The sequence below is a fragment of the Streptomyces sp. NPDC001530 genome (assembly GCF_042894545.1).
Lineage (GTDB): Bacteria > Actinomycetota > Actinomycetes > Streptomycetales > Streptomycetaceae > Streptomyces.
In genome coordinates this window covers 82,437-100,638 of sequence record NZ_JBIAVS010000031.1, presented here as the reverse complement: position 1 = coordinate 100,638, position 18,202 = coordinate 82,437, and the positions used below count along the sequence as shown (strand labels likewise).

Annotated in this window: 17 protein-coding genes; 14 read left to right on the top strand and 3 right to left on the bottom strand. The window is 69.5% G+C overall.

The window, feature by feature from the left end; all coding sequences use genetic code 11:
* Positions 1-130 precede the first annotated feature (130 nt).
* The 9 genes from ACFY0T_RS43780 (at position 131) to ACFY0T_RS43740 (ending at position 8,089) form a co-directional block, all read left to right on the top strand.
* Positions 131-775, top strand: a complete 645-nt coding sequence (locus tag ACFY0T_RS43780; RefSeq protein ID WP_388884122.1) for an HAD family hydrolase — start codon at positions 131-133, stop codon at positions 773-775.
* 134 nt (positions 776-909) lie between these two features.
* Positions 910-1,629, top strand: a complete 720-nt coding sequence (locus ACFY0T_RS43775; RefSeq protein ID WP_388884121.1) for a VC0807 family protein — start codon at positions 910-912, stop codon at positions 1,627-1,629.
* Between the two features lie 83 nt (positions 1,630-1,712).
* A complete protein-coding gene (locus tag ACFY0T_RS43770) occupies positions 1,713-2,921 on the top strand; it encodes an MFS transporter (protein WP_388884120.1) in 1,209 nt (402 codons plus the stop codon).
* Positions 2,872-4,044: an acetoin utilization protein AcuC gene (locus ACFY0T_RS43765; protein ID WP_388884119.1), complete on the top strand. Its 1,173-nt coding sequence runs from the start codon at positions 2,872-2,874 to the stop codon at positions 4,042-4,044. The genes ACFY0T_RS43770 and ACFY0T_RS43765 overlap by 50 nt, the downstream gene beginning before the upstream one ends.
* A 186-nt stretch (positions 4,045-4,230) precedes the next feature.
* The gene (locus tag ACFY0T_RS43760; protein WP_388884118.1) at positions 4,231-5,046 is read left to right on the top strand and encodes a phosphatase; all 816 of its coding nucleotides are present in this window, start codon (positions 4,231-4,233) and stop codon (positions 5,044-5,046) included.
* Between the two features lie 129 nt (positions 5,047-5,175).
* The gene (locus tag ACFY0T_RS43755) at positions 5,176-5,388 is read left to right on the top strand and encodes a helix-turn-helix domain-containing protein (RefSeq protein ID WP_004984898.1); all 213 of its coding nucleotides are present in this window, start codon (positions 5,176-5,178) and stop codon (positions 5,386-5,388) included.
* A 141-nt stretch (positions 5,389-5,529) separates the two neighbouring features.
* Positions 5,530-5,628 (top strand): 30S ribosomal protein bS22, encoded by a 99-nt coding sequence (locus ACFY0T_RS43750; RefSeq protein ID WP_003948845.1) that lies wholly within the window; start codon positions 5,530-5,532, stop codon positions 5,626-5,628.
* A gap of 329 nt (positions 5,629-5,957) precedes the next feature.
* Positions 5,958-7,019: an NAD-dependent epimerase/dehydratase family protein gene (locus ACFY0T_RS43745; RefSeq protein WP_388884117.1), complete on the top strand. Its 1,062-nt coding sequence runs from the start codon at positions 5,958-5,960 to the stop codon at positions 7,017-7,019.
* Positions 7,020-7,033: 14 nt separating this feature from the next.
* Positions 7,034-8,089, top strand: a complete 1,056-nt coding sequence (locus tag ACFY0T_RS43740; RefSeq protein ID WP_388884116.1) for a lysophospholipid acyltransferase family protein — start codon at positions 7,034-7,036, stop codon at positions 8,087-8,089.
* A gap of 112 nt (positions 8,090-8,201) precedes the next feature.
* On the opposite strand, the gene ACFY0T_RS43735 is transcribed toward ACFY0T_RS43740, so the two are convergent.
* From ACFY0T_RS43735 to ACFY0T_RS43725, 3 genes are all read right to left on the bottom strand, one after another.
* Positions 8,202-9,428, bottom strand: coding sequence for a DUF5667 domain-containing protein (locus ACFY0T_RS43735; protein ID WP_388884115.1), 1,227 nt, complete (start codon positions 9,426-9,428; stop codon positions 8,202-8,204).
* Between the two features lie 277 nt (positions 9,429-9,705).
* A complete protein-coding gene (locus tag ACFY0T_RS43730; protein WP_388884114.1) occupies positions 9,706-10,476 on the bottom strand; it encodes an ECF subfamily RNA polymerase sigma factor, BldN family in 771 nt (256 codons plus the stop codon).
* A gap of 759 nt (positions 10,477-11,235) precedes the next feature.
* On the bottom strand, positions 11,236-12,186 hold the full coding sequence (locus ACFY0T_RS43725) for an HAD family hydrolase (RefSeq protein ID WP_388884113.1): 951 nt from the start codon (positions 12,184-12,186) through the stop codon (positions 11,236-11,238).
* Between the two features lie 174 nt (positions 12,187-12,360).
* Here ACFY0T_RS43725 and ACFY0T_RS43720 point away from each other — a divergent pair, with 174 nt between their 5' ends.
* The 5 genes from ACFY0T_RS43720 (at position 12,361) to ACFY0T_RS43700 (ending at position 18,191) form a co-directional block, all read left to right on the top strand.
* Positions 12,361-12,678 (top strand): glutaredoxin family protein, encoded by a 318-nt coding sequence (locus ACFY0T_RS43720; RefSeq protein ID WP_388884112.1) that lies wholly within the window; start codon positions 12,361-12,363, stop codon positions 12,676-12,678.
* A 389-nt stretch (positions 12,679-13,067) separates the two neighbouring features.
* Complete coding sequence (locus ACFY0T_RS43715) at positions 13,068-13,826, top strand: redox-sensing transcriptional repressor Rex (RefSeq protein ID WP_388884111.1); 759 nt, start codon at positions 13,068-13,070, stop codon at positions 13,824-13,826.
* On the top strand, positions 13,823-15,535 hold the full coding sequence (locus ACFY0T_RS43710) for a glutamyl-tRNA reductase (protein WP_388884110.1): 1,713 nt from the start codon (positions 13,823-13,825) through the stop codon (positions 15,533-15,535). Before ACFY0T_RS43715 ends, ACFY0T_RS43710 begins: the two co-directional genes overlap by 4 nt.
* On the top strand, positions 15,532-16,491 hold the full coding sequence (hemC, locus tag ACFY0T_RS43705; protein WP_388884109.1) for a hydroxymethylbilane synthase: 960 nt from the start codon (positions 15,532-15,534) through the stop codon (positions 16,489-16,491). The genes ACFY0T_RS43710 and hemC overlap by 4 nt, the downstream gene beginning before the upstream one ends.
* Positions 16,488-18,191 (top strand): uroporphyrinogen-III synthase, encoded by a 1,704-nt coding sequence (locus ACFY0T_RS43700; protein WP_388884108.1) that lies wholly within the window; start codon positions 16,488-16,490, stop codon positions 18,189-18,191. The genes hemC and ACFY0T_RS43700 overlap by 4 nt, the downstream gene beginning before the upstream one ends.
* Positions 18,192-18,202: the final 11 nt, after the last annotated feature.

Genomic DNA, 18,202 nt, shown 5'->3' with positions numbered 1-18,202 from the left:
AAGCTAAGCCTCACAGCGCCGATGGTACTGCAGGGGGGACCCTGTGGGAGAGTAGGACGCCGCCGAACTAATTGTAGAGAAAACCCCCTTGCCATCCGGCAAGGGGGTTTTCTGCGTTTAGGGTCTGGTTATGCGCTATGACTTGGTGATCTTCGACAACGACGGCGTCCTCGTGGACAGTGAGCCGATCTCCAACACGATCCTGGCCGCCTATCTGACCGAGCTCGGGCACCCGACCTCGTACGAGGACTCCATCAGGGACTACATGGGGTCCGCCATGCATCGCATCCACGAGCTCGTGCACGAGCGCAGCGGGAAGCGGCTGCCGGGCGACTTCGATGACGTCTTCCACGGGCGCGTCTTCGCCGCCTTCGAGCGGGAGTTGGAGCCCGTTCCCGGTGCCGTGCAGGTCCTGGAGAAGCTGGCTGCGGACGGGGTGCCGTACTGCGTGGCCTCCTCCGGGAGTCATGAGCGGATTCGGGTGGGGCATCGGAAGACCGGGCTCGACCGGTGGTTCGACGAGGGGCGCGTCTTCAGTTCCCAGGACGTGGGGCGGGGCAAGCCGGCGCCGGATCTGTTTCTGCACGCGGCCGAGCGCATGGGCGTACCGCCGGAGAAGTGTGTCGTCATCGAGGACAGTCCGCTCGGGGTGCAGGCGGCGAACGCTGCCGGGATGGACGTGTACGGGTTCACGGCCATGACGCCCGCCGCCAAGCTTGTCGGGGCCAGGCAACTCTTCCCCGACATGGGCGAGTTGGCTGACCTGCTGGTATGACGAGCCCCATCGGCCGGCACTGACATTTGTCATGCCGAGCTCCGGACGATCGTTTCTGTTGGCAGGGTGGGCCGACCGCGAAGCTGAGTACATCGAAACGGGACGTACACAGTGACGACGGAGGGACCCCGATCATGAGCATCACGGCCACCGAGACCGGCATCGAAGCGGCAGCCACCCAGGTCACCGAGGTCACCCCGGCCGCTCAGGCGCATGCCGTCCGGCAGAGCTTTCTGCCGCTGATCGTGGACGTGGCGGTGCCGCTCGGGTCGTACTACCTGCTCAAGGACGGGTTCGGGATGAGCACGATGGCGGCGCTGGGGTGGAGCAGTGTGGTGCCGGCGGTGCGGACCGTGTGGGGCGCGGTGAAGGAGCGGAGGTTCAACGGGCTGGCCGCGCTGATTCTCTTCGTCAACGTCGCGGGGCTGTTGCTCAGCTTCGTGGCCGGTGACCCGCGGCTGATGCTGGCCAAGGACAGTGGGATCAGCAGTGTGGTCGGCATCGGCATCCTGGTCTCCGTGAAGCTCGGGAAGCCGATGATGACGGCGGGGCTGAAGCCGTTCATCACCAAGGGGGACGCCGTGAAGACCCTCGCCTGGGAGCGGCTGCTGAGTGGCTCCCCGCGGTTCCAGAAGGCCGAGCGGACCTTCTCCCTCGTCTGGGGCGTGGCTCTGTTCGGCGAGTGCCTGGTGCGGATCGTGGGCGCGTACACGCTGCCGATCGACACGATGGTCTGGCTCGGCACGGTCATCATGATCGCCACGATCGCCTTGGCCATGCTGATCAGCGGTGGGCTCGCCGCCGGCCCGATGGAGAAGATGCTGGAGGAGGAGCTGGCACTGCAGGCCCGGTGACGGGGCTTCATCCACGGAGCTGAGCAAAATTCATCTTCGGCTTGATCTACCCACCGGTAAGCCGGGGCCCTACGCTCGCCGCCATGACAGATGTGCTGCGGCGCGGTAGGGCCTCTCTGGCGTTCAGCTTCTTCGCTCAAGGCGCCACCTTCGCGCTGCTCGTGACGCGCATTCCGGCCATCCAGGACCGGTACGGGGTCTCCGACGCGCTGCTGCCCGCCTTCCTGGCCGCCGTGCCCATCCTCGCCGGCGTCGGGAGCGTGACGACCGAGCACTTGGTCAAGCGAATACCGCCCAGCCGACTGCTGCGCTGGTCCCAGCCCGTCGTGCTCCTCGCGCTGCTCGGGGTCGGCGCGGGCGACCAACTGGTCGAACTGGCGGTCGCCCTCGGCGCCTTCGGGCTCGCGGTCGGCGCGCTCGACGCCTCCATGAACATGCTCGGGGTGAGCCTGCAGCGGACGTACGGACGCAGCATCATGCTCGGCTTCCATGCCGCGTACAGCCTCGGCGGGATCGTGGGTGCCTCGTTCGCATGGGCGGGCGCGCACTGGCATCTGTCGTTGCTCGTGTCCTATCTGCCGTTTGTGCTCGTGCTGTTGCCGGCCGCCTTCGTGGGGAGTCGGTGGTACGTCGACGGGAGCGCCCCGGAGGGGGAGGAGGCGGCCGAGGCAGGGCCCGTGGTCTTCAAGTTGCTGCTGCCGCTCTGCCTGGTGATGACGTTCGCGTACATCGGGGACTCGACGGTCTCCAACTGGAGTGCGAAGTATCTGCAGGACGTGCTGGGCAGCTCGGAGCAGCTGGCGACCGTCCCGTACAACGTCTACATGGTGATGACCCTGGTGGGGCGGGCTGTCGGGGACTTCGGGGTGCGGCGGTTCGGGGCCGTGGCCGTGGTACGGCTGGGGGCGGTCGTCGCGGCGCTCGGTTTCGCGGTGGTGGCGGTGGCGCCGGGGGCGTGGGTGGGGATGCTCGGGTTCACGCTGCTGGGTCTGGGGCTGTGCGTGATCGTGCCGCAGACCTTCGCGGCGGCGGGGCGGCTCTTCCCGGGGGCGTCCGACACGGCGATCGCGCGGCTGAACATCTTCAACTACGTGGGCTTCTTGATCGGTTCGCCGTTGGTGGGCGCGCTGGGGGACGCCTGGAACTACCGCGGCGCCATGCTCGTACCGATGGTCCTCGTCCTGGTGACCTTGGGGTATGCCCGGTCGTTCATTCCTGAACCGGACCGATACGGTGACGGGCATGAGCGGCCGCGCACAGCTGATGTGGGACGAGGCAGTAACGGGCTATGACTTCGGTCCGGATCACCCGATGGATCCGGTCCGGCTCGCGCTGACCCGGCGACTGGTCGATGCCTTCGGGCTCGACCGGGAGGTCGATGTGGTCGCGGCGAAGCCGGCCGGGGAGTCGACGCTGCGGCTCGTGCACCGCGAGGACTATGTGGAGGCGGTCAAGGCCGCGTCCGCCGATCCGGGGTCCGCCGACCCGTCGTACGGGCTCGGGACCATGGACGACCCCGCCTTCGCCGGGATGCACGAGGTGTCGGCGCTCATCGCCGGGCAGTCCGTGGGGGCCGCGGAAGCGGTGTGGCACGGGGACGCGCTGCACGCGGTGAACTTCGCGGGCGGGCTGCACCACGCGATGCCCGGTGGCGCGTCCGGGTTCTGCATCTACAACGACGCCTCGCTGGCGATCGCGCGGCTGCTGGAGCTGGGGGCCGAGCGCGTCGCGTACGTGGATGTGGACGTGCACCACGGGGACGGGGTGCAGGCGGCCTTCTGGGGGGATCCGCGGGTTCTGACCATCTCGCTGCACGAGCATCCGCGGACGCTGTTTCCGCAGACCGGCTGGCCGGAGGAGACCGGGGCCGAGGGCGCTGAGGGGAGTGCCGTGAATGTGGCGCTGCCGGCCGGGACCGGGGACGCGGGGTGGCTGCGGGCGTTCCACTCCGTGGTGCCGGAGCTCATCGCCGACTTCCGGCCGCAGGTGCTGGTCACCCAGCATGGCGCCGACACCCACTTCGAGGACCCGCTGGCGCATCTCGCCGTCTCGCTCGATGCGCAGCGGGCCGTGCAGGTGGCGTGTCATGAGCTGGCGCACGAGTACGCCGACGGGCGCTGGATCGCGCTGGGTGGGGGCGGGTATGCCGTGGTGGACGTCGTGCCGCGGTCGTGGACGCATCTCGTCGCCATCGCGGCGGGACGGCCCGTCGATCCCGAGACGGTGATTCCTGAGAGCTGGCGGCAGGAAGTCTTCGCCCGTACACGGCAGTTGGCGCCGGCGCGGATGACCGATGGGCGGTGGCCCGTGTCCTGGAAGGACTGGGAGTCGGGGTACGACCCGGCGGACCGGCTCGACCAGGCGGTGGTCGCCACGCGGCGCGCCGTGTTTCCGTTGCGGGGGCTGCTGGCCTAGCGGGATTTTCGCCACCTTCGCCCCTACCCGTTACTTGGGGGCTCGGCCCCCTAGACCCCCCGTATCGGCCTGGCGGCCTCGTCCTCAAACGTCCGACGGGCTAAAGAGCGTCCCCATTACGCCAACTGTGGGGCATTTCCCTTGTTTTGGGCGTGCGGCGGCGGTCCATGCGTCAGCATCGCTGTCGTGTTGAGCACCGGAGCATTGCGTGCACACCTACTGGCCGCCCGGTTGGCCGGGCCTGTGGCCACCTCGCGCGAGGAGAGCCTGCGCAGCTATCGGCTCTTCGCCGCCCGCGATCCCCGCGTACTGCTCGGACTCGATCCCGAGTGGACCTGGCAGCAGCGGGACTTGATCGCCTTGATGGCCGACAAGTGTGGGGTTTCGGCCGATCCGCTGCACACATCAGGGCATGATGTGATCGATCCGGAGCGAACCCTGGCGGCTCTCGATGCCTTCGCGGAACGGATCGGCGAGGCGGCCCGGAACCGCGACCCCGTCCTCCTCGGCACCGGTCATCCGCACCGACTGATCGGTTTCTACGCCGCGCTGGCGGACGCCCTGTCGGCGGCGGGGTGTACCGTCCTCACCCCCGCGCAGGGTGGCTGTGTCGACATAACGACCCGGTTCGGTCTACGCACGTACAACCTTGACTACGTACAAGGTGTCGCGCTGGTGCGCGAACCAGGCGTGCAGGCCACCGGTCGTGCGACCGGCGCACACACCCACTCGCCCCTCCCGGTTCGGACCGCGCTGGCCGCCGCCGCGGAGTCCGGCGGGCCGCTCCCGGAGCTGGTCATCGGAGACCACGGATGGGTCTGCGGGGCAGGTCAGCTGGGGTTCGAGGCGATGGGGCTGGCCGATACGGACGATCCTGCGCTCTTCGTCGGAGAGGCAGAGGGGCGGGTGTCCGTCGTCGTTCCGCTTGATGACGCTGTGCGGTCTGATTACTACCGACCGCTTACTCGCTATGTACTCAATCGAGCGTGTCTGTCACAGTAGGCGGCCGATGGCAGCTCCTCTTCCCCACTCGCATCACCCGCCCCTACTCTGGGGAGTGAGCACGCAACGACGAAGTGTCACCGGAAGGGGAAGCCGGTGTCCGTCGAGTGCGGAAGGTTCAGGTGTGTCATGGCTGCAGCTGGCGAGAGGCCTCTGAACGAGGTTCAGTTCCTTACCGTGGCGGAAGTCGCCTCGGTGATGCGAGTGTCGAAGATGACCGTGTACCGCTTGGTGCACAGCGGTCATCTGCCGGCGATCCGGGTGGGGAGGTCCTTCCGGGTGCCGGAGCAAGCGGTTCACGAGTACCTCCGCGAGAGCTATGTGGGGGTGGAGACGGCCTGACGGTGTTCCGGGAGACGGTCCACGCTCTCCCGGAACCCCTCGATTACGACCTCGGCGCTCGGACGGGTAGGCTGGCCCCTCATAGGTCGTGTGGGCCCATGCAGCCCAGCACCGAGTTAAGAGAAGTGAGCGAGGGTAGTCGTGGGCTCTGTTATCAAGAAGCGGCGCAAGCGGATGGCGAAGAAGAAGCACCGCAAGCTGCTCAAGCGCACTCGCGTTCAGCGTCGCAACAAGAAGTAAGCGGCGCCGCAGAAGCGCGTACTGTGGCCCCCCACCAGCCGGTGGGGGGCCACAGGCATTTCCGGCCACCGTCCGATCACCGTCGGATCACCACCCAGCCGCGCGATCGCCACTCGATCGCCGTTGTGAGGCGCGCGTGAGGCGCGGTTGAACCGTGCCCACGTCTGTAGGCCGAATGGCTGGCTCTGATCGTACGTCTGTGGGTGTCGTCACTTCGTGCATCGGGCGGTCATCACAGCGCAACATCAACCCGCTAAGTTGGCGGCACACGGGGAACGCGGCAGGGTACGAGCAGAGCTACGTCCATTTCTGGAAGGAAGGCGCTGATCTTGGGGAAGGTCGTGCTCGTGACCGGAGTGGCCCGACAGCTGGGGGGCCGGTTCGTACGACGGATCCAGCGTGACCCGCAAGTGGATCGGGTGATCGCCGTGGACGCGGTCCCGCCCGAGCACCATCTGGGCGGCGCCGACTTCGTCCAGGCCGACATCCGGCAGCCCACCATCGCTCGGGTGCTCGCCGAGCACTCCGTCGACACGGTCGTCCACATGGACGTGACGGGCACGGCGCTGGGCAGCGGCAGCCGGACCACGGTCAAGGAGACCAACGTCATCGGCACCATGCAGCTGCTGGGCGCCTGCCAGAAGTCCCCGACGGTCAAGCGGCTCGTCGTGAAGTCCAGTACGAACGTGTACGGGTCGGCGCCGCGGGACCCCGCCGTCTTCACCGAGACGACGCCGCCCAAGTCGCTGCCCAGCGGCGGCTTCGCGAAGGACACGGTGGAGGTCGAGGGGTACGTACGCGGCTTCGCGCGCCGCAGGCCCGATGTCGCCGTGTGCGTGCTGCGGTTCGCGAACATCCTGGGGCCGAGCGCGGATTCGCCGCTCGCCTCGTACTTCTCGCTGCCCGTGCTGCCGACCGTGTTCGGCTACGATCCGCGGCTGCAGTTCGTGCACGAGGACGACGTCATCGAGGTGCTGCGGCTCGCCTCGCACGAGCCGGAGCGCGGGACGCTCAACAGCGGCACGTTCAACATCGCGGGCGACGGCGTCCTGTTGCTCTCGCAGTGCGCGCGGCGCCTCGGCCGGCCCACGCTGCCGCTGCTGCTGCCCGCGCTCAGCTGGGCGGGCACGGCGGTGCGTACCCTGGGCGTGACGGACTTCTCGCCCGAGCAGCTGCGGCTGCTGACGCACGGCCGGGTCGTGTCCACGAACCAGATGCGCGAGACACTGGGATACAAGCCGAAGTACACGACGGCGGAGACCTTCACGGACTTCGCCCGCAGCCGGGGGCCCGGACTCCTGCCCCCCGAGGCCCTTGCGGGGGCCGTCGACCGGATCGCCGCGCTGCCCGTCCTGGGCGGCGGCCACCCCCCGACGCAGAGCGCCAACTGAGGAGCGCATCAACGATGGCGGATGCCAAGGTCATTCCGTTCGACGACGACCGGTCGCGCGGGGGTGCTGTGCAGCGCCCGCCGAGGCGCCGGGCCGCGGGGAGCCGGCTCAAGGGCGATCCCGTGGTGGTACGTGAGGTGCAGCCTCTGCCCGGGCGGCTCTCCGCGCAGGATGATGTTCCCGTGACGCGTGAGAAACAGCCGCCCCAGAAGCCGCAGGAGGGCCCCGGCGGTGGCCTGGAGCGGCGTATCGCCGGGGGGCTGGCCTTCCTGCGCCGCCGGCTCACGGGCGACTACGAGATCGACGACTTCGGCTACGACGCCGAGCTCACCGACCAGGTCCTGATGTCCCTCATCCGGCCGCTGTACGAGAAGTACTTCCGGGTCGAGGTGAAGGGCATCGAGAACATCCCGTCCGAGGGCGGCGCGCTGATCGTCGCCAACCACTCCGGCACGCTCCCGCTGGACGGCCTGATGATGCAGGTCGCCGTCCACGACAACCATCCCGCGGGCCGCCACCTCCGCCTGCTCGCCGCAGACCTGGTCTTCATGCTGCCGGTCGTCAACGAGCTGGCGCGCAAGGCCGGTCACACCCTCGCCTGCGCGGAGGACGCCGAACGGCTCTTGGAGCGCGGCGAGCTGGTCGGTGTGATGCCCGAGGGCTTCAAGGGCATCGGCAAGCCCTTCAGTGAGCGCTACAAGCTCCAGCGCTTCGGCCGCGGCGGCTTCGTCTCCACCGCGCTGAAGCAGGGCACCCCGATCATCCCGTGCTCGATCGTGGGCGCGGAGGAGATCTACCCGATGATCGGCAACGCGAAGACCCTCGCGCGCCTGCTGGGCTTCCCGTACTTCCCGATCACCCCGACCTTCCCGTGGCTGGGTCCGCTGGGCGCCATCCCGCTCCCCACGAAGTGGACGATCCAGTTCGGCGAGCCGATCCGCACGGACGGCTATCCGCCGGAGGCGGCCGAGGACCCGATGCTGATGTTCAACCTGACGGACCAGGTCAGGGAACAGATCCAGCACACGCTGTACAAGCTGCTGGTGCAGCGCAGGTCCGTCTTCTTCTGATCATGCGCATACGTTTCTGCTGAGCGTGCCTGCACGACCCTTCTGGGCATGGCGATACGACGGTGGGGGCGCCCTTCCCGAGAAGGGCGCCCCCACCGTCGTATCGGAGTCGCTAGGTCGCGTCCTCGCTGTCGATGCCCAGGCCCGGCAGGAGACCGGGCAGTAGGGGCGGCAGCGTGACGTCCGGCTGGCTGGTCGCACTGCTCTTGCTGCTGGACGGGGAGGAGCTGGTGTCGTCCTTGGGCGGGTCCAGGAGGCCGCCCGTGTTGCCGCCGAGCAGGCCGTCGCTGGTGCTGCCCGAGCTGGAGGGCTTGGGCTTGCCGCTGCTGTGGCCTGCGGTGGAGGAGCTGCTGGTGGCGCTGGGCGCCGAACTGTCCGCACCGGACGAGCCGGTGGACTCCTCGCTCTTGCCCCGGTGGCGGCCGGTGCCCTCCTGGGAGGGCGCGGGCGGGAGCAGCGAGCGCAGCGGGCCGACCTCTTCGTCTATGGCGTCGAAGACCGACGACACCTGGTTGCTGACGTCGCCGAGCTGCACGGGCAGCCGGTCGCGCAGCGTGCCCCAGGCCTCGCGGTGCGACTGGGAGAAGGCGGACAGGGCCTGGATGGGGCCCAGCGAGCCATCCCGCTCGTACGCCTCGTGCAGCAGGCGGTGGCCTTCCGACGCGTCGTGCTGCATGCCCGACAGGGCGCGGCGGACCTCGCCCAGGGACTCGTGGTCGAGGGGCCCCGAGCGGCCGCGCTCCATCAGCCGGCGCGCCTCACTCAGGCGCGTGGACGCCTGGTCGAGGTAGAGCTCGCCCCGGTCGCTGTCGCCGTGGGCCAGGCCCAGCTTGATGTCCTCCATGCCTCGCTTGAGCCCGTAGAGCGAGTCACCGGGCAGGGCGTCGGAGCTCGCAGCGGCCACGCCGCCGAAGGCTCCCGCGGCCACACCCACGGTGAGCCCGCCCGCGGCCAGGCCCTTGGACAGCCGGGACCTCGGTCGCAACTTCCCCAGCCCGCTCGCCCGGTGCGCGCCCCTGGCCCGATGAGACCGCTGCTCGGGCACCGCAGGGTCCCGCCCCTCGCCTCCAGCGGCAGTGCCCTCCAGCAGCATGGCCTCCATCGCGGCGACGAGCTGGGCTCGCTGCACGACCTTGACCTCGGGGTCCAGCTCCGGTTTGGGCAGCTCGCCGAGACCGGTGGCAAGGGCCAACAGCAGGCCCTGCTCGGTCTGTTCCGACGCAGCCTGGGACGGTGCCGATCCATCGGGCTGCTCGGCCGCCGTGCCCTGGTCGGACTGCTCCTCCAGGGCCTGGGCGAAGGCGTTCGCCCGCCGGTGTGCCGATACGTTCGCGATCACTGGCGGCACCTCCTCTCGTCATGACGGTCGACTCCCCAGGGGGTCCTGAGGGTTGCACACCCTGACCAGATCCACACGATCGAGTGATCGGTGCTGGTCAGGGTGTGACCACAGGGAGCCTGTATCCCGCACAACGAGCGTCGCGGCACTTGGGTTACGGACGACGGATGATCGGACCGCGAAGTCAACGGACTTTTACAGAAGGTGAGTTGAGCGTCGCTGAGCGTATGGAGCCGTACCAGGGCCGGGCGCGGCGGGGACGCTCCTCAGCGGGTGCTCAGCGGGCGTCGTCCGGAAGGAGCCGGGCGAGGGTGCGCACGGCCCGGTACTGGAGGGTCTTGATGGCACCCTCGTTCTTGCCCATCACGCGGGCGGTCTCGGCGACGGAGAGCCCCTGGAGGAAGCGGAGCGTGACGCACTCCTGCTGCTGGGGGTTGAGCCGGCGTACGGCGTCGAGGAGCGCGGCGTTCGACAGGGACTCCAGGACGGAGTCCTCGGGCGAACGCTCGACCTCGTTGGCATCGAGCATCTCCCCAGTCGTCACCTCCAGCCGGAAGCGGCTGGACTTGAAATGATCCGCGACGAGATTGCGGGCGATGGTGACCAGCCAGGCACCGAAGTCGCGCCCCTGCCAGGTGAAGGTGCCGATCCGCCGCAGAGCCCGCAGAAAGGTCTCACTCGTGAGGTCCTCGGCGGTCGCCTTTCCCCCCACCCGGTAATAGATGTACCGATAGACCGTGTCGCTGTACTGGTCGTAGAGACGGCCGAAGGCGTCGGCCTCGCCCGCCTGGGCGCGCTCCACGAGGTCCATCATCCGGGCGCTGTCACTGTCTGCGGCCGGGCGGCGTGCGGTGGTGGCCGAGCTCGAGCGGCCCCGTCTGCCGACCGCCGCGTTGCCGTCGGCCAGGGCGTAGCAGGGGCCGACGGGCGCGGGGACGGCGAAGGCGGGGACGGCGTACGCGGTGGGGACGAAGCCGCGCAGACGGTCCAGGACCGTTGCGCGCAGCGTAGCCAGGCCCGAGGCGTCAACCCCGACGTGTGAGTACACGGGACTCCCAGAGGCAGAGCTTCCATCACGTGCAGTGCGGGACCGTTCACCCGTCGTAGCGACGGAGGGGTACCGGTTTGCGTCTGAGGAGAATAACGCTTCGTACAGGCAGCGCTACACCCAGTTGCTCAAATCATCGATTACGTCGCTTCTGTTACTGATCGACGCCTCTTCAAGTGCCGGTTAGTGACCGGTTGTTGATCGGATTGGTCCGCGTTCCGTTTGAGTGCGGGGCGTGTTGTGGCCGTCTGCGGTTAACGGGACTGGCGGGTGCGTTGTCCGGGTAGGACGACGGGATTGGTTCATCGCCCCCTCCGCCCCTACCCGTCCCATACCTGGGGGCTCCGCCCCCCGGACCCCCGTATCGGCCTTGACGGCCTCGTCCTCAAACGCCGGACGGGCTAAAAGATCGTCGGCCGGGGGAAGAAGGCGCAGCCAGTGGAGGAGTCGGAGGTGCGACAGACCGGCTGGTTGGTGCCACACCCGCAGCCAAATGCCGGCCCCCACGCACCCGCAGCCGCCCACGCACGGAAGGGGCCGTGACGGTACATCAAATGCCCCGTCGCCACGTAATGGCCACCAGGCCGAGCAACGACACCACGCCGACCTGCAACCGCCGACGGGGCGGATGTACCGTCACGGCCCCGCCCCACCCACCGGGCCGGGCGCGCACGAAGGCGGCGTCAGCGGCGCCGACGGGGCGGATGTACCGACACGGCCCCGACCCGCCCACCGGGCCGGAGGCGCGCAACGGTGGCGTCAGCGGCGGCGGCGGTGCAGGGCGATTGCGGCTGCTGTGCCGCCGGCTACCGCGCCGACGCCGGCTGCCGCGGGGATGCCGACCTTCGCCGCCTTCCGGGCGGTGCGGTAGTCGCGCAGGCGCCAGTCGAAGGTGCGGGCGTGCTTGCGGAGCTTGGTGTCGGGGTTGATGGCGTAGGGGTGGCCGACCAGCGAGAGCATCGGGATGTCGTTGTGCGAGTCGCTGTAGGCCGCGCAGCGGCCGAGGTCCAGCCCCTCCGCCGCGGCCAGCGCGCGAACCGCCTCCGCCTTCGCCGGCCCGTGCAGCGGTTCCCCGACCAACTTGCCCGTGTAGACGCCGTCCATCGACTCCGCGACCGTACCCAGCGCCCCGGTCAGCCCCAACCGCCGCGCGATCACCGTCGCGATCTCCACCGGCGCCGCCGTGACCAGCCACACCTTCTGCCCGGCGTCCAAGTGGGCCTGGGCCAACGCCCGCGTACCGGGCCAGATCCGCTCGGCCATGTACTCGTCGTAGATCTCCTCGCCGATCGACATCAGCTCCGAGACCCGGTGCCCCTTGACGATCGACAGAGCCGAGTCGCGGGCGTCCTGCATGTGCTCGGGATCCTCGACCCCGGCGAGCCTGAACCACGCCTGCTGCCAGGCGAATCGGGCGAGATCACGCGTCTCGAAGAACTTCCGCTTGTACAGACCCCGGCCGAAGTGGAAGAGGGCAGCACCCTGCATCACGGTGTTGTCGAGGTCGAAGAACGCGGCGGCCTTCTCGTCACCGAGCACCGGGAACTCCGGTTCCTGGGCGGCGGCGTCCGGCGCCAGTTCTTCCAGTTCTTCCAGATCCTGCAGTTCCTGCGAGGACTTGCGCGCTGCCTCCGCCGAGGCCTCGCCTGCCAACACGCTCCGCGCGGTGGCGGAGCGCCTACGGGGAGTGAGCCATCCGAGAGCGGCCATGTCGTGAGCATAGCCAGTTTGTTCGGTGGTTCCGGAGTCGAGAGGATTCGGTGCTGTGAACTCTCTGCGACCGAGCCGTTAAAGAAGCGCTCCGGGCGGGGTGTCGGGCCGGCGCCGGGGCAGGTTGTCGCGTTGCGGGACGACGGGGGTTCCAGGGGGCGCGGAGGCGCGAGAATGGCCGGTATGAGTCCCATGTTCCGGCGCGGTGGGCGTCGTACGGAGAATCCCGGGAGTTCCTCGACGAAGGGTCCCGGGGAGCGGCTGGTCACGCTGATCAGGAAGCCGGGGTGTCATCTGTGTGATGACGCACAGGTGGTGATCGAGAAGGTCTGTGGAGACCTCGGGGTCCCCTGGGAGCAGAAGGACATCACTCAGGACGAGGAACTGCACCGGGAGTACTGGGAGCAGATCCCGGTGGTGCTGGTCGACGGCGCCCAGCACACCTTCTGGCGGGTGGACGAGGAACGCCTTCGCAGGGCACTCACGAAGTGATACGCAAAGCCCTCACAAAGTGATGCGCAAAGCCCTTACGCAGTGATGCCCGAAGCCCACACCAAGTGAGGGACCCCCGTCGTGGCCTGACCGTGTCCTGACTGAGTAGTCCAAGTGGTCCGGAAAGTCGCCTAGGATCGACGGCGATTGGTCTCGGGGGCGGGATTCGTTGAGGAGAGTGTGCGGCTTTGCCCCCTTCAGGTGCGGAACGAAGCTGTCCGCGCGCCGGTTCCCTACGCGCGCGCCGGGCGTGCGTGACCCCGGTCACGTTGGCCGGGCAAATCGGACACCATCTTTGTGCACGCGTTCACAAAGACATAGCCTGCATTCGACGGGGCGGTCTAGGTACGTGTGACCGCCTGCAGCCCCGCGCTACCCGCAGGAGCACCGTGGCAACTGGCCGAACTCACCGACCGGCGACCCGCAGCCGAGGGATTCCCGAGGCCACCGTCGCCCGGCTTCCGCTGTACCTCCGAGCCCTCACCGCACTGTCGGAGCGCTCGGTACCCACGGTCTCCTCCGAGGAGCTCGCGGCCGCGGCGGGGGTCAACTCCGCGAAGCTGCGCAAGGACTTCTCCTACCTCGGCTCCTACGGGACCAGGGGTGTGGGCTACGACGTCGAGTATCTCGTCTACCAGATCTCCCGTGAGCTGGGCCTGACCCAGGACTGGCCGGTTGTGATCGTCGGTATCGGTAACCTCGGCGCGGCGCTGGCCAATTACGGAGGGTTCGCGTCCCGCGGTTTCCGGGTCGCGGCGCTGATCGACGCCGATCCCGAGATGGCCGGCAAGCAGGTCGCCGGGATCACCGTGCAGCACAGCGACGACCTGGAGAAGATCATCTCCGACAACGGCGTCTCCATCGGGGTCATCACCACCCCGCCGGGCGTCGCCCAGCAGGTCTGCGAGCGCCTGGTCGCCGCCGGTGTCACCTCCATCCTGAACTTCGCGCCGACCGTGCTGTCCGTCCCGGACGGCGTCGACGTACGCAAGGTCGACCTCTCCATCGAGCTGCAGATCCTCGCCTTCCACGAGCAGCGCAAGGCCGGCGAGGAGGCCGAGGCCCAGGCCGGCGCCGTGGTCGCGGCTCCCCGGGAGAACAACGGGAAAGGGCCTGACGGGGACGTCCCCGCCGTGATGCCGGCATGAGTCTCCTCGTCGTCGGGCTGAGCCACCGCAGCGCTCCGGTCAGCGTCCTGGAGCGGGCCGCGCTGTCCACGGACGCCCAGGTCAAGCTGCTGCAGGACACCCTCGCCGCCGAGCCGGCCACCGAGGCCGCGGTGCTCGGCACCTGCAACCGCATCGAGCTGTACGCCGACGTGGACAAGTTCCACGCGGGCGTCGCCGAGCTGTCCACGCTGCTCGCCCAGCACAGCGGGGTCGGGCTCGAAGAGCTCACTCCTTACCTCTACGTGCACTACGAGGACCGGGCCGTCCACCACCTCTTCTCGGTGGCCTGCGGGCTCGACTCGATGGTCGTGGGCGAGGGCCAGATCCTCGGCCAGATCAAGGACGGGCTCGCCACCGCGCAGGACCTGCACACCGCGGGCCGCCTGCTGAACGACCTGTTCCAGCAGTCGCTGCGGGTCGGCAAGCGCGCCCACTCCGAGACCGGCATCGACCGCGCCGGGCAGTCCTTGGTCACCTTCGGCCTGGAGCAGCTGTCCGCCGGCACCCCCGTCGACACCTGGATCAAGGGCAAGCGCGCCCTCGTCATCGGCGCCGGTTCCATGTCGTCCCTGGCCGCCGCGACGCTCGCGCGCGCCGGGGTCGCCGAGGTCGTCATCGCCAACCGCACGCTCGAGCGCGCGGAGCGCCTCGCACAGATCCTCACCGACGGCGACGACACGGACGTGCTGGCCCGCGCGGTACCGATGGACTCGCTACAGGTCGAGCTGACACGTGCCGACATCGCCGTCTCCTGCACCGGCGCCACGGGGCTCGTCCTGACGGCCGAGTCCGTCGCGGCCGCCGTCGAGGGCCGTACGGGCACGCCCGTGGCCGTACGGGAGGACATCCCGACCGGTCCGTCGGGCAGCCTCGCGCCCACCAGCCTCGGCACCGAGGACGGCTGCCCCCTCGACCTGTCCGCTGTGCAGGGCGCCACCGGCTTCTCCGTGATGGGGGAGGCCGCGGTCGCCGGCATGGACGCGGCCACGCTGGAACAGCACGCGGCCTGGGTGGACAAGGGCACCGGAACCGTCGAGCGCCGCGACAACCGTCGTACGCCCGATGTCGAGGCCGAAGCCGAGCTCATCACCGCGCTGGCCGCCGCCGTCGCCACCGTCGGGCGCGTCCCCGAGCGCCGCAAGCCCGAGCCCGTCGTCGAGGCCCCCCGGCCCGCGCCCGTGCTCGCGCTGCTCGACCTCGCGATGCCCCGCGACATCGACGCGGCCGTGCACCGGCTGCTCGGAGTGCGGCTCGTCGACATCGAATCGCTGGCCGAAGCCTCCGCGGACGCGCCGATGGCCGCCGACGTGGACCAGGTGCGCAGGATCGTCTCCGACGAGGTGGCCGCCTTCAGCGCCGCCCAGCGGGCCGCCCACATCACCCCCACCGTCGTAGCGCTGCGCACCATGGCCGCCGACCTCGTCGCGAGCGAGATCGCGCGGCTCGACGGACGACTGCCCGACCTCGACGACAAGCAGCGGGGCGAGATCACGCAGACCGTGCGGCGCGTCGTCGACAAGCTGCTGCACGCGCCGACCGTACGGGTCAAGCAGCTCGCGGCCGAGCCCGGCGGCGCCGGGTACGCGGACGCGCTGCGCACCCTGTTCGACCTGGACCCCGAGACGGTCGCCTCCGTCTCCCGGGCCGAGAACAACACCGAGAACGCCAAGAACCGAGGGCGAGCATGAGTGAGCACCCACTGAGGCTCGGGACCAGGCGAAGCAAACTCGCCATGGCCCAGTCCGGGCAGGTGGCGGATGCCGTGAGCCAGGTGACCGGACGGCCCGTCGAGCTCGTTGAGATCACGACGTACGGCGACACCTCGCGCGAGCACCTCGCGCAGATCGGCGGCACGGGCGTCTTCGTCACCGCGCTGCGCGACGCGCTGCTGCGCGGGGAGGTCGACTTCGCCGTGCACTCCCTCAAGGACCTGCCGACCGGGCAGCCCGACGACCTCGTGCTGGCCGCCGTACCGGTGCGCGAGGACCCGCGCGACGTGCTCGTCGCCCGCGACGGCCTGGCCTTCGCCGAGCTGCCCAACGGCGCACGCATCGGCACGGGTTCGCCGCGCCGCATGGCCCAGCTGAACGCGTACGCACGCAACCACGGCATGACGATCGAGACGGTCGCCATCCGTGGGAACGTCGACACCCGCATCGGATACGTACGGAACGGGGAGCTCGACGCCGTCGTGCTCGCCGCCGCCGGACTCAACCGCATCGGCCGGATCGACGAAGTCACCGACTTCCTGTCGGTCGACACCGTTTTGCCCGCCCCCGGCCAGGGGGCACTCGCGATCGAGTGTGCCGCGGACAACGCGGACCTCATCGCCGCGCTCGGAGAACTCGACGACCCGTTCACCCGGGCCGCCGTGACCGCCGAGCGATCCCTGCTAGCCGCCCTGGAGGCCGGCTGCAGCGCACCCGTGGGTGCGCTCGCCGACCTTCTGGCCGACGGGCAGATTGTCAAGGAGATGCGCCTGCGCGGCGTCGTCGGCACGACCGACGGCTCGACGCTGGTGCAGCTGTCCACCACCGGTCCCGTGCCCGAGACACATGACCAAGCAATGGCGCTCGGCCGTGAACTCGCCGCCGAGATGCTTGCCAAGGGCGCGGCCGGTCTGATGGGGGAGCGAGCACTTTGAGCCCCACCAACCTTCCCGCCGGTCCGGAACACGGGCACGTCACCTTCCTCGGTGCCGGACCCGGAGATCCAGGACTGCTGACACTGCGCGCCGTCGAGGCGCTGGCGAACGCGGACGTCCTCGTCGCCGAGCACGAGGTGCTCGACGTGGTCCGCGTACATGCCAGACAAGGCGTCGCCGTCCTGAACACGGATCCGGACACGAAATCGGACCCGTACTCGGGTACAGGCACGCCTCAGCTAACGGTTGTTGACGGCGCGTCAACAACCGTTGGTGACCCTGCGTCGAGGGACGCCGCCAATCTTGTCATGGCGGCCGCGCGGGGCGGCAAGCGGGTCGTACGTGCGGTGTCCGGGGACCCCGGACTAGATACGTACGCCGCCGAGGAAATGCTCGCCTGCGCCGCCGCGGGCGTCCCGTTCGAGGTGGTGCCCGGTATCGCGGCCGCCGTCGGTGTCCCCGCGTACGCGGGTGTGCCGCTGCGCGACGCGCAGGGCGCGGACGTACGGTTCGTCGACGCGCGGACGGCTTCGGACCGCTGCTGGACCGAGGTCGGGGCGTCGGACGGCACGGTCGTGGTGTCCGCGACGCTCGACTCCGTGGCCGCGGCCGCGGGCGAACTGGTCGCGGCCGGGCGCAAGCCCGACACCCCCATGACGGTGACCATCGCTGGCACGACCACGCGTCAGCGCACCTGGTCGGCCACCCTCGGCACCATCGCGCAGACGCTGAAGCAGGCGAAGGTGCTGCCGTCCCCGGACGGCGGGCGGTCCGTGATAGCCGTGGTCGGTGAGCGTTCCGCAGCCGCCCAGCGCGACCAGCTGTCGTGGTTCGAGTCCAAGCCGCTGTTCGGCTGGAAGGTGCTCGTGCCGCGTACGAAGGAGCAGGCGGCGTCGCTCTCCGACCAGCTGCGGTCGTACGGGGCCGTGCCGCACGAGGTGCCCACGATCGCCGTCGAACCGCCGCGCACGCCCCAGCAGATGGAGCGGGCGGTCAAGGGGCTCGTGACCGGTCGGTACGAGTGGATCGCCTTCACCTCGGTGAACGCGGTCAAGGCCGTACGGGAGAAGTTCGAGGAGTACGGGCTCGATGCGCGCGCCTTCGCGGGCATCAAGGTCGCTGCGGTGGGCGAGCAGACGGCCAAGGCGCTGGTCGCCTTCGGAGTGAAGCCGGATCTGGTGCCGTCGGGTGAGCAGTCCGCGGCTGGGCTTCTCGAGGACTGGCCGCCGTACGACCCGGTCTTCGACCCGATCGACCGGGTGTTCCTGCCGCGTGCCGACATCGCGACCGAGACTCTGGTCGCCGGGCTCATTGAGCTGGGCTGGGAGGTCGACGATGTCACGGCCTACCGGACCGTGCGGGCCTCGCCGCCGCCGGCGGACACTCGGGAGGCGATCAAGGGGGGTGGTTTCGATGCCGTGCTCTTCACGTCTTCTTCGACTGTGCGGAACCTGGTGGGTATCGCGGGGAAGCCGCACAACGTGACGGTGATCGCGTGTATCGGGCCCGCTACCGCGAAGACCGCCGAGGAGCATGGGCTGCGGGTCGATGTCATGGCTCCGGAGCCGTCTGTGCACAAGTTGGCGGAGGCGTTGGCGGACTTCGGGCTCAGGCGACGCGCTGCCGCCGTGGAGGCCGGGGACCCGGTCACCCGGCCCAGCGAGCGGCGACCTGGCTCGCGACGTCGCCGGACCACTTAGCGCCGGTGGGG